At 43.2% G+C, this 14,628-nt stretch carries 14 protein-coding genes; 3 read left to right on the forward strand and 11 right to left on the reverse strand.

Features of this window, described 5'->3' with window-relative positions:
* Positions 1–138 precede the first annotated feature (138 nt).
* The 3 genes from IGI69_RS08380 to IGI69_RS08390 form a co-directional block, all read right to left on the reverse strand.
* Complete coding sequence (locus IGI69_RS08380; protein WP_438740417.1) at positions 139–1,017, reverse strand: glucosaminidase domain-containing protein; 879 nt, start codon at positions 1,015–1,017, stop codon at positions 139–141.
* Between the two features lie 377 nt (positions 1,018–1,394).
* Positions 1,395–3,392 (reverse strand): transketolase, encoded by a 1,998-nt coding sequence (gene tkt, locus IGI69_RS08385; RefSeq protein ID WP_060791961.1) that lies wholly within the window; start codon positions 3,390–3,392, stop codon positions 1,395–1,397.
* Positions 3,393–3,492: 100 nt separating this feature from the next.
* Positions 3,493–3,732, reverse strand: coding sequence for a DUF896 family protein (locus IGI69_RS08390; RefSeq protein ID WP_375819817.1), 240 nt, complete (start codon positions 3,730–3,732; stop codon positions 3,493–3,495).
* Positions 3,733–3,868: 136 nt separating this feature from the next.
* Between IGI69_RS08390 and lexA the strand changes: the two genes are divergently transcribed.
* Positions 3,869–4,489 (forward strand): transcriptional repressor LexA, encoded by a 621-nt coding sequence (gene lexA, locus IGI69_RS08395; RefSeq protein ID WP_005226165.1) that lies wholly within the window; start codon positions 3,869–3,871, stop codon positions 4,487–4,489.
* Between the two features lie 129 nt (positions 4,490–4,618).
* Positions 4,619–4,831: a hypothetical protein gene (locus tag IGI69_RS08400; protein ID WP_005236082.1), complete on the forward strand. Its 213-nt coding sequence runs from the start codon at positions 4,619–4,621 to the stop codon at positions 4,829–4,831.
* Between the two features lie 76 nt (positions 4,832–4,907).
* Here the strand turns inward: IGI69_RS08400 and IGI69_RS08405 are convergent, their stop codons facing one another.
* The 7 genes from IGI69_RS08405 to obgE all read right to left on the reverse strand — a co-directional run bounded on the left by IGI69_RS08405 (position 4,908) and on the right by obgE (position 12,200).
* Positions 4,908–5,420: an adenine phosphoribosyltransferase gene (locus IGI69_RS08405; protein ID WP_005226167.1), complete on the reverse strand. Its 513-nt coding sequence runs from the start codon at positions 5,418–5,420 to the stop codon at positions 4,908–4,910.
* Positions 5,421–5,431: 11 nt separating this feature from the next.
* Positions 5,432–7,732 carry a single-stranded-DNA-specific exonuclease RecJ gene (gene recJ / locus IGI69_RS08410; protein ID WP_438740419.1) on the reverse strand — a complete coding sequence of 767 codons (2,301 nt, stop codon included), beginning with the start codon at positions 7,730–7,732 and terminating at the stop codon, positions 5,432–5,434.
* Positions 7,733–7,879: 147 nt separating this feature from the next.
* Positions 7,880–8,317, reverse strand: a complete 438-nt coding sequence (locus IGI69_RS08415) for a lipopolysaccharide assembly protein LapA domain-containing protein (protein ID WP_005226169.1) — start codon at positions 8,315–8,317, stop codon at positions 7,880–7,882.
* Between the two features lie 12 nt (positions 8,318–8,329).
* Positions 8,330–9,118 carry an SDR family NAD(P)-dependent oxidoreductase gene (locus IGI69_RS08420; protein WP_015509761.1) on the reverse strand — a complete coding sequence of 263 codons (789 nt, stop codon included), beginning with the start codon at positions 9,116–9,118 and terminating at the stop codon, positions 8,330–8,332.
* A complete protein-coding gene (gene rnz, locus IGI69_RS08425; protein WP_201689179.1) occupies positions 9,102–10,058 on the reverse strand; it encodes a ribonuclease Z in 957 nt (318 codons plus the stop codon). The genes IGI69_RS08420 and rnz overlap by 17 nt, the downstream gene beginning before the upstream one ends.
* Before the next feature lie 72 nt (positions 10,059–10,130).
* On the reverse strand, positions 10,131–10,706 hold the full coding sequence (locus tag IGI69_RS08430) for a DUF1269 domain-containing protein (protein ID WP_438740422.1): 576 nt from the start codon (positions 10,704–10,706) through the stop codon (positions 10,131–10,133).
* Positions 10,707–10,886: 180 nt separating this feature from the next.
* Positions 10,887–12,200, reverse strand: coding sequence for a GTPase ObgE (gene obgE / locus IGI69_RS08435; RefSeq protein ID WP_077453427.1), 1,314 nt, complete (start codon positions 12,198–12,200; stop codon positions 10,887–10,889).
* 248 nt (positions 12,201–12,448) lie between these two features.
* Between obgE and gap the strand changes: the two genes are divergently transcribed.
* The gene (gene gap, locus IGI69_RS08440) at positions 12,449–13,459 is read left to right on the forward strand and encodes a type I glyceraldehyde-3-phosphate dehydrogenase (RefSeq protein ID WP_438740425.1); all 1,011 of its coding nucleotides are present in this window, start codon (positions 12,449–12,451) and stop codon (positions 13,457–13,459) included.
* Positions 13,460–13,509: 50 nt separating this feature from the next.
* On the opposite strand, the gene IGI69_RS08445 is transcribed toward gap, so the two are convergent.
* Positions 13,510–14,460: an alpha/beta hydrolase gene (locus IGI69_RS08445; protein ID WP_034868634.1), complete on the reverse strand. Its 951-nt coding sequence runs from the start codon at positions 14,458–14,460 to the stop codon at positions 13,510–13,512.
* Positions 14,461–14,628 lie beyond the last annotated feature (168 nt).

Genomic DNA, 14,628 nt, shown 5'->3' on the forward strand with positions numbered 1-14,628 from the left:
AAAAGTAAGCAATTTCAATTTTTTTCTTATTTTTTTATATTTGTTTGTATTCACTTTCTTGATTTTGTTTTTCCATTACAAAAAAACCTTAAGAATGATGCCATTTAGAGCAATCATTCTTAAGGCGGTATCAGATAATTAAACGATTAATTCTTGGCCAACAACAATGACCTCACTAGATAACCCATTTATTGCCATTAGAGCGTCGACCGTTGTGCCAAATTTATTGGCGATATCCCAAAGTGTATCGCCTGAAGCAACGAAATAACTCTGCGCTGTAGATCCGCTGTTTACCTGAGTCGTCGTTGTAGTTTGCGTAGTACTGGTGCTAGTCGTGCTCGTTGTATTTGTCCATGCGGTACTTTGCGTTGTCCCAGTATCAAAGCGTGTGAGCTGATACGTTTCAATTAACCAGTTCAGTTTTTGTGCATACCCTGGATCGGTAGCATAACGCCCAGTCAAGTAATTCGTTGCATCATAAAACGAGGTTGTTTGGCTTTTCCAAACACCACTGTAATGAGCAGTCCCTGTCGCGAAACTCGTGCTGCGCAAGACATTCGCATGATCCTGAAACGATTCCCAGTAAGAGTTATATTGACGAAACGGTTCATTCATCTCTACCCACTGACCATTCAAATACTCTTGTGTAGGCATATAGACACTTTGTCCGTTGTTACTTCCTTTGACCCCAAACAAATTGTAATAGGGTGCATTGGATAACGTGGAAGAACCATAGCCGCTTTCCAAAATCGCTTGAGCAATCATCACAGAAGCATAGAGATCATTGTTGGCAGCAACATCTTGTGCTGACCAGCCAATTTGCTCGATAAAACCTGAGATGTCCTGAGTCGCATATTGATTCTCAGCAGCTTGTACCTGTTGAGGAACGAAAGTGACCGTCATTGGCGCTAACATCATTCCTGCCCCCATCAAAGAGACCATCGCCTTTTTAGTAGGTCTTTTTATCGTCTTCTTTGGTTGATGATGTCTTTCACTTCTTGTTTGATAACTTCCCATTTTTTTCCTCCAGTAACTGTACGTTTTTTCAAATAAATCAATACAGCTATTATACGGAAAAACATCTAACAGTGCAAACAATGTTCACTTTACACACAACAAAAGACTTTAAAAAAACTATACAGGTATCCCACTTGGTTTGCTAACCACTGAGAAGTTTTTTAAAAAACTATTAGATTGCTATTTTATCACTTCCCTCTTACTATTCATAAATGCTTGTGCCTTGCGGTACAAGCATTTTTTGGAAATCCTAGCCACGCTTACTTTAAATAAGTCATTTTAACACTTTTAAAGTTGCAAGGAGATCCAGACAAAAAAACACGCTCGAAAATCGAAAAGATTCTCGAACGTGCTATTTTTGATTGATTGTCGATCAATTAATCGATTGATTTGAAAGTATTCACGACATTCTCAACACTGAAGCCGAATTCCGCTAAGACTTTGTCACCAGGTGCGGATGCACCGAAATGATCGATCGCGATCACTTTTCCATGGCAACCGGTGTAACGTTCCCAACCAAATGGGGAAGCCGCTTCGATCGCTACCCGTTTCTTCACTGCTTTTGGCAAGACGCTTTCTTTGTATTCTGAGCTTTGTGCTTCAAACAAATCAAAGCTTGGTAAGGAGACCACCGATACATCGATGCCTTCTTCTGCCAATTTAGCTTGTGCTTGGACCGCAAGATTCACTTCAGAACCTGTGGCGATCAAAATCCCCGCTGGTGTTTCACCAGCTTGTTTTGAAATCACGTAACCACCTTTTGCGACATTTTCATCCGCACCGGTTTGCGTGCCTTCGATCACTGGTAGATTTTGTCGGCTTAAGACTAAGACCGTTGGTTTATCCGTTGTTGTCATAGCCAATTTCCAGGCAGCACGGGTTTCATTGCCGTCTGCTGGACGAATCACTTGGACATTTGGCATGCAACGGACGCTGGCTAATTGCTCGATTGGCTCATGCGTCGGTCCATCTTCTCCAACCGCCACGGAGTCATGAGTCAAGACATAGATCACAGGCGCATGCTGGATCGCAGACAAGCGCACCGCTGGACGCAAGTAATCAACGAAGACGAAGAAGGTTCCGCCATAGATTCGCGTACCGCCATGCAATTGAATGCCGTTCATCGCTGCTGCCATCGCAAATTCTCGGACACCAAACCAAATGTTGCGGCCTTCGTATTGGCCAGGTTCAAAGTCTTTTTCTGCTGCCACCATCGTGTTGTTGGATCCAGAAAGGTCAGCCGATCCACCCCAGAGACTAGGGACGGCTTTGGATAAGGCTTGGATCATCTCTTTGCTAGATACCCGACTAGCTTGTGAGCTGCCAACTTCGTAGCTTGGTAATGCTGCATCCCAATCTGCTGGCAATTCACCCGCAAAGGCTTGTTTGAATTGCGCCGCAAGTTCTGGGTAGGCTGCTTCATAGGCACGGAAGGTTTCGTTCCAAGCTGCTTCAGCTTTTTGCCCTTCATCGATCATGGTTTCTTTGAAGCGCGCGGCAACTTCTTCAGGTACGGTAAATTCTGGGTATTCCCAACCATAAATCGCTTTGGCTGCAGAAATGCCTTCGGCACCGATCGGCGCACCATGAACGGCAGAGGTGCCTTGATTTGGCGCACCGTATCCGATCACAGTCTTGATTTCGATCAAGGTTGGTTTGTCGCTTTCAGCTTTTGCTTCGTCGATCGCTTTCGAGATCGCTTCTAAATCATTGCCGTCTTCAACGAGAATGTGTTGCCAGCCATACGCTTCAAAACGCGCACCGACATTTTCTGTAAAGGCTTTTGAAGTTGGGCCATCTAGGGAGATGTCATTTGAATCGTACAAGACGATCAGTTTGTCTAATTTCATGTGACCAGCCATGGATGCAGCTTCTTGCGAAACACCTTCCATCAAGTCCCCATCGCCACATAGAGCGTAGGTATAGTGATCAATGACTTGATACTTGTCGCGATTGTAGGTTGCAGCCAAGTGGGCTTCAGCCATTGCCATACCGACTGCCATGGCAATCCCTTGTCCTAAAGGTCCAGTGGTTGCTTCCACGCCGTCTGTGTGATCGACTTCTGGATGTCCTGGCGTGCGGCTATCCCATTGACGGAAGTTTTTTAGATCCTCAATGGTCACATCGTAACCAGACACGTGCAACAAGCTGTACAATAACGCCGAACCGTGTCCAGCAGACAAAACAAAGCGGTCACGATCCACCCAGTTGCGAGAAGTCGTTGGATTGACTTTCAAGTGTTTCGTCCACAAGGCATAGGCCATGGGTGCTGCCCCCATCGGTAATCCTGGATGTCCTGAATTGGCTTTTTGTACGGCTTCGATACTTAATGTACGAAGGGTGTTCACTCCTAATTGATCGATTTTATCAAACAATGGTAGTTCCTCCTAATTTAGGTTTTTTTTACCTTTATTGCATCTTTCATTATACGTGATTCAGAAGCTTATTTCAATAGCAATGAAAAGGAATTCACAATTATCTGCCGTGGAGACCTTTTTTCTTTTGAATCTCTTTTAACTTCTCTGGTGTTACATCAGTACCTTCAGGGTCAACGATTTTCATTCCTTCGATATGGTGTCGCATCCCTCCACGAAAGGCGGTTAAATACTCTTCACGCAGAACTTTTTGTTCGTGGGTCTCAGCCTCAGTCAAGCCTTCTGTTTTTTTCTTGTTGGCAAGTTCATTGATTCGAGCTAATTTTTCTTGAGATAGCATAGTTGTTCCTCCTTTTCCCTCTTGATTTTACTACAAACTAGCGAGCAAAAACAATAGCACAAAAAGCGAACATTTGTTTGAATAATCGATATAGCTATGGTACACTAAGGTTATCAAATGAAAGAAGGTGTCAGTTTTGGCAAAACGAACAGAAAATCGACAAATCGAAATTCTTAAGTTCATTCATACACGTGTCACTGAAAAAGGCTATCCGCCGACTGTTCGCGAAATTGGCGAAGCCGTTCAGTTATCTTCTACCTCAACTGTTCATGGCCATTTGTCCCGACTTGAAAAAAAAGGGCTGATCTTACGAGATCCTACAAAACCCAGAGCCATTGAATTAACTGCTTCCGGTCTTGAAAAAATCGATGTTCAACCAGCATCCATTCCGATGCTTGGTGTCGTAACTGCTGGAGAACCGATTTTAGCCGTGGAAGATGCATCCGATTTCTTTCCGATTCCGCCAGATTTAGCGAATAGCACAGGAAGTTTATTCATGTTGACGATCCGAGGAGAAAGTATGATCAATGCTGGCATTCTCGACGGTGATCAAGTAATCGTTCGTAAACAACAAAGTGCTCAAAATGGCGATATCGTGATTGCTATGACAGATGAAGACGAAGCTACGTGCAAACGATTCTATAAAGAAAAGAATTACATTCGTTTACAACCAGAAAATGATTATTTAGAACCAATCATTTTGCCTGACGTAACGATTTTAGGATTGGTTGTTGGATTGTATCGCCATCTGCTTTGATGCTCAACGAGCTGACTAGGAAATCTTCGTTTTTACGAAGATTTTTTTTCTTTCCTCTTTACAAAGCGAACAAACATTCGTATAATAAGTATACAAACATAAGTTCGTATTATTTAAGGAGTGAATGAGATGAAAGCAGTTCGTCGATTTGGTTTTATGTTGTGGGTATTATTGATGGGAATTGTTATTGGCTATTTTGGCGTTTTAAGTGCTGTTCTGATTTTTTGCCCTCTAATGATGCTTTGGTTCATGCTTTGGGATGAAAAGAAATTCCGCCAAGCAGAGCGCAAACGTAACCGACATTATTATCACGATCATGATTTTTATCGTTATGAACCATGATCCTTCCCCTACATACGCCCATAAGGCAGCAGAAACAAAAAAGGACTCCAGCGAGTCCTTTTTTGTTTCTGCTTTTTTAGTATTCCATTAACGTCTTGATTTCGACACCTTGGATCTTGTCTCTTCCATGTAGATCCATCAGTTCGATCAAGAAGGCACAGCCAACAACGATACCACCTAGTTTTTCTACGAGTTCGATCGTTGCTTTGATCGTTCCACCAGTTGCTAGTAGATCATCACAGATCAAGACACGTTGACCTGGTTTGATGGCATCGGCGTGCAGCGTCAAGACATCCACACCGTACTCTTTTTCATATTCTGCTTCAATCGTTTCCCGTGGCAATTTGCCTTTTTTACGTACTGGGGCAAAGCCGACACCTAATTGATAGGCAACTGGACAACCAACGATAAAGCCGCGGGCTTCAGGTCCTACCACCATATCGATGCCTTTTTCTTGTGCATACTCAACGATTTGTTGTGTCGCATACCGATACGCTTCTCCATCTGCCATCAATGGCGAGATGTCCCGAAAAATAATTCCCTCTTGGGGATAATCAGGAATACTAGCAATATACTCTTTTAAATCCATTTTCTTTCCTCCTAGACTGTCAACCACTGACGAAGGGTTGATAAATCACTCATTAATAAAAATTCTTCTGTTTTGATCAGTTTTTGTCGTTGCTGATACAAATGACTCTCCGTCAATGGACGGGAAACAGGATCAGCAGTTTTATTCAAAACACCATCTTGTATTGTAACAAATTCCAGCTCAGAAAACACCTGAATCATGAAAATAAGTAATTTTTGTGGAATTTTTAGATAGTCAGCGACCATCTTTAGTTTGTAACGAATGTCCAAACGAGGCTGCTGTTTGATCAGTTGAAAGAGACGACTGTATTGCTCTCTTGTCCCTACCCCATCTAAATAAGCATCTTCTGTCGAGTAGAAAACAAAAGCAACTCTTGATGCCTGGAGCGCTTGAACGATCTCTTTGATCACTGCAGGGTCAGCAGGACAATCTAAAAATGCAATCTCTTGGAACTGACCAGCACGAAAAGTATCTTCCAAGGCTGTAACTGAGTCAAATATGGTGGTTTGCCCACAAAAGCCTTGCAATTCCCGAGGAAGTTTCTGCTTGAAAAGAACGCCTAATGTTTGACTGTCCAGAGAGACACCTTGGCGGCTTCTTTTCGAACGATAATCAAATAGCTGAATCCCTTCCACTGCAAAATCATCCAACATGAGCTGCGGTTTTTTGTTGCCATTCCATTCATTGATGGAAAGCTGACCAACGATCGATAAGCGGTCGTTTTCAAACGCTACTAAATCTTTTCCAAAACCAAACCCAATGACATCCAGCTGCGTGTTAGACTCATCGCTCATCACTAACTTCAAATGCTGATTTTCTGAACCAATCTGGCGAGCATTTTGAGTCATCAGATTAGAAAATAAAAATTTCGGTAAGGGGTTGTCCGTTCCAAAAGGTGCTAAGACTTTTAATGATTCAATAAAACTGATCGAAACTTCTGTTAACGGTAGCTCCTCATCGATCGCTAATGGGATGCCCTGGCTGAGGTCAATGTCATTTTCTTCAACGTAACGATTCATTTGGGCTTGCAGCATATCTAAATGATCGATGGGGATACTTAATCCAACTGCTGCATGATGGCCGCCAAAGCTAGTAAACATGTCTTTCATCGTCGACAGCATTTCAAACAGATTCAACGCAGCAATGCTTCTTCCCGACCCTTTAGCTAAGCCATTTTCTTTTTTGGTCAAAACGATTACTGGTTGTCCTGTACTTTGCATGATTCGTCCTGCCACGATCCCTAAAACGCCTTCGTGCCAATGATCTCCCACCACCAAATGAACATGATTCGCAGGATCGATTTTTTCTTGTGCTTCTTTCATGATTTCTTCAACAAAGGTTTTTCGCTGCTGATTGATCGTATCTAAGGTTTGGGCTAAGCTTACTGCCTCTTCTTCATCGAAGGTAGTCAACAAGCGAACAGCCGGATTGGGGTCCTCCAAACGACCGATCGCATTTAACCGTGGTCCAACGGCGAAGCCAATATCTGTTTCGTTGACTGTTTGTTTATTTAAACCGCTGACTGACAGCAACTCATTCAGTCCGATGCGATCCGATTGCTGAATCATTTTCAACCCGTTGCTGACTAATAGCCGATTCTCATCGGTTAAAGAAACCATATCAGCGATCGTCCCAATCGCAACAAGATCAAGCAATTCCACTGGCACTTCTTCTAACAAAGCGCAAGCCACTTTAAATGCAACGCCGACTCCAGCCAAATCACCAAAAGGATAGTTTCCTTGAGGGTGACGGGGATGGACAATAGCAAACGCCTCCGGTAGTTCTGCAGGTAGTTCATGGTGATCTGTGACGATCACGTCAACTCCTTGTCCTTGAGCATAAGCAATCGCCTCATGACCAGACACCCCATTGTCGACGGTGATGATCAATTGCGTCCCTGCTGCAATTTTATCTTGATAGACAGTTAGATTGGGACCATATCCATCTGTAAAACGATTAGGCAAATAATACTCAGCTTCCGCCCCTAGCAATTCCAACGTTTCCTTTAACACGGTAGTGCTCGTAATCCCATCCGCATCGTAATCACCATAAATCAAGATTCGTTCGCCATTTAAAATCGCTTCATGGATTCGTTCCACGGCTTTAGCCATATCATGAAATAAAAACGGATCATGAAGATATTGCAGGTCCGTTGATAAAAAAGCATCGAGCGCCTCTGCTGTTCGAATATTTCGCTGCCATAGCAACGCGCCGATCCGCTCAGGGATCTTTCTTTCTTGGATCAGCTCTTTAAATACTGGGGTCGTTTCGCTTTCTTGCGGACGCACCCAATGAAAATTTGCACGTTTCACCAAATCACTCCTAACTAGGATATTATAGCAAAGTTTATGCAAAAAAGAAAAACAACGAGAGAAACAGCACTCGTTTTACAACACAAAAAAAAGAGCTTGCAGCAAATCTTGCACTAGCAAACTCTTTTTTTGTGAAACGTCGTTCTTTTAGGCTTGCGATTCAAAAGACTTCATTTCCTCATCGATCGTTGGCGGCGTGGATGCGCCCGCAGCACGTGAGGAAAGCTGGGCTTCTTGATCATCGAGCTGCTGCTGTCTTGCCGCTAACTCCGCCTGCTTGTTCGTGTATTCCCGTTCCAAAGCTTCTCGTTGTTCTTGGAGAACCTTCTCGTTGTTCGAACGATAATCTGAGAGCTCTTTTCTCAATTGCTTTAGTTCTTTTTTTTGACGGAACATTGCGCTTGTGGAAACCAGCAGCAAAATCAATGCGCCTAACAAAGCAGAACCAATAATGACTAAGATCAGTGGCGATTGAATCGTTGTGAAGCCAAAGTTGATCGGGACAGTCATATTGTTTGCAACGGCAAATAAAACGATCACTAAAATCAGTAAAATACCAACGATAACACGCCATTGATTTTTCATGGGCTTCAACTCCTATTTTTTGTTGAACATCGTTCCTGCCATATAATCGCCGATTGAAGGAAACAGGGTATATAGTTTCGCAGCAGCGCCTAAAATATGTGGGCGATTGATTTCTCGTTTTGGATGGATCATCGCTTTGACGATCGTTTGCGCTAATTTATTCGGTTCAAGCACTAGGCTGCCCACCGACGATAAGTAACTACCGCTTGGGTCTGCTTGGTCAAAGAATGCCGTTTCGATCGGTCCAGGATTGACCGTTGTTACGTTGATCCCTAATGGTTTTAGTTCTAAACGTAATGCGTTAGAAAAACCGAGCACAGCAAATTTTGTTGCAGAGTAGACGGCCGTTTTTGGCGTAGCGATCTTACCTGCGATCGAAGCAACATTTATGATATGACCATGCTTTTGTTCAGCCATTTGGATCGCTACTTGCTGGGTCAAAACCATCATGCCAAGCACATTGACTTCGAACATATTTCGGATGACCGCCGGGTCCATCTCTGTAAATTCTTGAAAGATCCCGTAGCCAGCATTATTGACGAAGACATCAATCTTACCAACTTTTTCATTGATTTTTTCAAGTAAGCGCTCCACACTTTCAGGATTTGCTACATCCAATTGAAACGCATACGCTTCTTTGCCGCTTAATTCCATACATTGTTCTTTGACTTTTCCAATCAGATTCGTTCTTCGGGCACAAGTCACGACGATCGCACCACGTTTTGCGGCTTCATAACAGATTTGTTCGCCAAGTCCAGCAGAGCCACCTGTTACTACGACAACTTTATTCTCTAAGTTCATCTGTTTCTTCCTCTCCGGCAAAAGGGATCTCGACAATATCAAAATCTTTGACGATCAACGTATTCGGAAATACTTCTTTTGCTTCATTTACTAAATTTGTAATATCTTTGCCAACGTAACGCGCACTGATATGGGTCAACAGCAAACGCTTAGCTTGAGCTTCTTGTGCCACTTCGGCAGCTTGCCGCGTCGTCGAGTGAAAATAAGCGCGAGCCAACTTGGCTTCTTCTTTGTTAAAGGTACTTTCATGCACCAATACATCCGCATCTTCTGCTAGCAGTACGGCGTTTTGACATTTACGCGTATCACCTAATATCGCCACGATCCGACCTTTTTTCGCTTGGCCTAAGAAATCAGCCCCATTGATTTGACGTCCATCGTCAAGGATAACTACTTCACCTTTTTTCAAACGACCGAAGAGCGGCCCAGGTTTCAACCCAAGTTCCAGTAAAGCCTGCACTTGCAATTCCCCTTGATGGCTTGCTTCAACAATCCGATAACCAAAACTGTCAATGCCATGATCAAGGCGCAGACACGATACTTCAAATTGCTGATCTTTAAAAAGAATACCTTCTTCTTCAATCTCGAAAAAATGTAAGGGGTAGCTGACTTTGGTCTGAGAAATCCGCAAAACGGTTTGAACGTATGCTTTGATCCCCTTGGGTCCATAAATCTCTAGAGGCGTGTCGCCTCCTTGAAAGGAGCGGCTGCTGATCAATCCTGGCAACCCATAGATATGGTCACCATGAAGATGAGTGATAAAGATTTTTTCAATCTTTCGTGGACGAATCGTAGAATGCAAAATCTGCATTTGCGTCCCTTCGCCACAATCAAAAAGCCAAACGGCATTCCGTTCATCTAAGAGTCGTAACGCAGTGCTGGTCACGTTTCGATGTTTCGCAGGCACACCTGCGCCTGTACCTAAAAATTCTAATTCCATAAGCTTCTTTCCTTTCATCTCTTTCCAATTTTAGCGGAAAAGAAATCAAGTTGCAATTGAAGCTTGTGGATTTTATTTCTCAGATTGGCGATCTTCTGCGTAGTTATGAGATTTTTTCCAGTCTTCTTGAACGCGTGCTTTGGTGGATTCTTCGACTTTCTTAGCCGTTTCAATCTCTGCTTCCACTTCATCGTAGTCAAAGCGCGTGATGTCACCGCCTAATTCATTCATGATCAATTGATTCAAAGGACGATTGTCTTCTTCATCTGCGATCAATAATAACCCCGTATCACCAACACCAATTTGGTTTCCGACATGTTCAAAAAGCATTTGCGCATTTTGGATCTCTTTTGCATCACGAGTAGCACCGATCATACTGCCACCAAACCAGCCCAGCATGATTCCTAAAGGTCCGCCTAGCACTCCAACGAGCATCCCGATCAATCCACCCGTTGATGTCTTATTGTTCCCAGTAAAATCGAGAAAGTCCTCGACTTTAAATTGATGCACGCCTTCATTGGTGTGGGTAAGAACTGCCATTTGTTCCCCTTTGATCTTCCGTTCCATATGCATCCGTTTCACTTCCGAAAAGGCTTGGTACGCTTTGGCACTGGCATCAAAATTCATTACAATGACACGTTTTGACATAAAAATCGCTCCCTTTGGTTTATTTGTTCTCTTCTTTATTTTAACAGTAAATCATTTAAATGAAAAAAGAAACCAAAAAGACTGCCGATCATTGATTTCTTAGTGAAAATCAATGATCGGCAGTCAAATCCACTGCAACTAAAAAGATATTTTTTAGGCAAATGATGTTCTTTTAAACGATTATTCAACAAACTCGAACTCAAAGTTGCCGATCCGAACGATATCGCCATCTTTAGCACCGCGCGCCCGTAATGCTTCATCGACACCTAAGCCACGTAGCTGACGAGCAAAACGCATCACGGTCTCATCATGATCAAAATTCGTCATCTGGAATAGTTTTTCGATTTTTTCACCGCTCAAGATCCAAGTTGCATCCGGATCACGATCAATTGAAAACTCCGGTTCATCCGATTGGAAGCCATAATGAACAACATCTTCTTCGATTTCTTCATCGTATAAGAGGAACTCAGGAGTGACTTCCAATAGATCCGCTGTCGCATTCAACAAGGCATCGATTCCCTTACGAGTGACCCCAGAGATTGGGAAAATCATTGGTTCATCCGCAAACTCATCTGTTTTTTCTTTTGCCAACTGCTCTTTGAAAAGGGCTAGGTTTTCTTCAGCATCCGGCATATCCATCTTATTGGCAACGATGATTTGTGGACGCTCAAGTAAGCGCAAGTTATGGGTCGACAATTCATTATTGATGGACAAATAGTCCTCATATGGATCGCGTCCTTCCATGCCACTCATATCGATCACATGTAAAATGACCCGTGTCCGTTCGATATGACGTAAAAACTGAGTCCCTAAACCAACCCCTTGTGAGGCTCCTTCGATCAGGCCAGGCAGATCGGCTACTGCAAAACTACGACCATCAGTAGTTGTTACCATACCTAAATTTGGTACCAGTGTTGTAAAATGATACGCACCAATTTTTGGTCGAGCAGAGGAAATCACAGAGAGTAATGTAGACTTCCCAACTGAAGGGAAACCAACTAGACCAACATCTGCTAAAACTTTTAATTCGAGCTCGATTTTTCTTTCTTGACCAGGTTCTCCATTCTCAGCTAATTCTGGGGCTGGGTTTTTCGGAGAGGCAAACCGAATGTTGCCTCGGCCGCCTCGGCCGCCTTTAGCAATCACTAATGTTTGGCCTTGCTCAATCAAATCACCTAATAAGGCACCTGTTTCAGCGTCACGAACGGTCGTTCCCTGTGGTACTTTGATGTAGGTATCATCTGAGCCACGACCGTGCATTCCTTTACTCATGCCGTTTTCCCCGGGTTGCGCTTTAAAATGACGATTAAAACGGAAATCCATTAATGTACGCAGACCTTCGTCTACGACTAAAATGACATCCCCACCACGTCCACCGTCACCACCTGCGGGTCCGCCGTCTGGGACATATTTCTCTCGGCGAAAAGCAACCATTCCGTCGCCGCCTTTTCCTGCTTTGACATCGATTGTCACTTGATCTAAAAACATGGACATTATTTGTCCTCCATTCTTTTTTTACTACCTTCTATACTTTTTGATTATCAGTTATCTCACCTTAAGTGGTTACTATTTCTCTAATAAGAAAGTCTATTTTATTGTAACGACCGAAACGCCTTTTGTCTATCTTTTCTCATGGGTTTCCGTAAGAAATCGCGAATTCTTAAGGGTTATTCTTTGACAGTCACTTGAAATCGTAGCAAACTTTTAAGTGTACCAGACACAATCAAAGGAGGAAACAAGAAATGACAGTAAAAGTTGGAATCAATGGTTTTGGACGAATTGGACGTTTGGCTTTTCGTAGGATCAAAGAAGTTTCTGCCGATATTGAAGTTGTGGCAATCAATGATTTAACGAGTCCAGTCATGTTAGCACACTTATTGCAATTTGACTCGACCCACGGCACGTACCCTGGAAATGTTACTGCAACAGATAATGCTATCGTTGTCGATGGCAAAGAGACCCGAGTGTACGCTGAACCAGACGCAAGCAAAATCCCTTGGGCAAAAGAAAATAGCGTCGATATCGTTTTAGAATGCACGGGTTTTTACACTTCCGCAGAAAAAGCACAAGCCCATCTTGATGCGGGTGTCAAACGAGTCGTTATCTCCGCACCAGCTGGTAATATGAAAACAATCGTTTACAATGTCAACTCCGACACGTTAACACCAGAGGATACTATCATATCCGCAGGTTCTTGTACGACCAACTGCTTGGCTCCGATGGCCTACTTCTTAAATGAGGAATTCGGGATCGAAGTTGGTACGATGACCACGGTACATGCCTATACTTCTACACAAATGCTATTGGATGGTCCGGTAAAAGGTGGAAACTTAAGAGCCGCTCGGTCCGCTGCAGACAACACGATCCCTCACTCGACGGGTGCTGCTAAAGCGATCGGTCTAGTTATCCCAGAATTAAATGGCAAATTACAAGGACACGCCCAACGGGTTCCTGTCGTCGATGGTTCTTTAACAGAATTAGTCTCAATTTTGAAAACCAAAGTAACCGCCGATGAAGTCAATGAAGCGATCAGAAAACACACCGTCGATAATCCGTCATTCGGTTACGATGACCGTGAGATCGTCTCTGGAGATGTGATTGGTACCACTCAAGGGTCTATCTTTGATCCGACACAAACAGAAGTAACCACGGCTGGCGATTTCCAACTGGTGAAAACCGTCGCTTGGTATGATAATGAATATGGCTTTACTTGCCAAATGATTCGTTTGCTAGAAGAATTTGCTCGTTTATAAGCCAAGGGTCAAGCAAAAAGTGCCGGTTCTTTTTTTGAACCGGCACTTTTTTATTCACTTGCTGGGTGATCGTATTTGTCCAAAAAAGCTGCAATTTTTTCTTTGTAAAGCGCTGGATCTGTTTTGTAGCTTTTCGCATGCTCGGCACCTGAAACAACCCACTTTTCTTTTGGTGCATCGGTCGCATTATACAAAATTTCCAGCATCGAATAAGGAACAAACGTATCCGCATCGCCATGGATAAAAAAGATTGGACGCGTATTCTTTTGCAGTTGTTTGACTGCATCTGCTTCACCAAAGAAATACCCCGCTCGGATTTTTGTGACAAGGCTAGTGACATTCATCAATGGAAAGGCAGGTAGACCAAACAATTGATCGAGTTGATAACCCAATTCTTCATTGACGTTGGTATACCCACAATCTTCAATGATAGAAGTGACATTTTTCGGCAAGTCTTCCCCACTGGTCATCATTACCGTGGCAGCCCCCATACTGATGCCATACAAAGTGATCGTTTCTTCAGGACCATTTTTTGCGAGTACTTCATCGATCCATTGCAGATAATCCTTACGTTCGTGCCACCCAAAACCAATATAATCTCCTTCGCTTTGACCATGCCCTCGAGCGTCTGGAACCAAAACATTATAGCCTAAATCATGATACATCTTAGCATAGTCCGCCATCGTTTCTGCATTCCCCATGTAGCCATGCGCGATGATCGCCGTTTTTCCTCGATTCTTCTCCTCTGCCGGTAGATAAATGGCGGATAATTTTAAATCGTCTTCAGAAGTCAGCTGCCACATCTCACGATTTGCTGGATCTGTAAACCAATTTTGCGATTCATTTCCTGTCTGATTTTCATCCGTACCAGGGGTATCTCCTTCCAAAAAATCTTTTTCTGAAGGAACCACCGCATAATCGTAAAAATAATTTCCTGCATACCCTAACCCCGCAATTGCTAATACAGCCACTCCGATGGCAATCTTCCAGCGCAATTTCACACTTGTCACGTCCTCTTGTTATATAGTTTACATAATATTATTATGGTTTCATCATTCTTCATGGAAAGAACCCACTACATAAATTACCGTTTTTTGCTCGTGTTTGTCAATCGCAAGCGCCCAAAAAGAAAACCATTGCCAACACGCTTTGTTGGCAATGGTTGATTT

Origin of the sequence: Enterococcus sp. DIV1083b (assembly GCF_051713705.1) — a bacterium.
In the GTDB taxonomy this organism is placed as follows: domain Bacteria; phylum Bacillota; class Bacilli; order Lactobacillales; family Enterococcaceae; genus Enterococcus_D; species Enterococcus_D casseliflavus.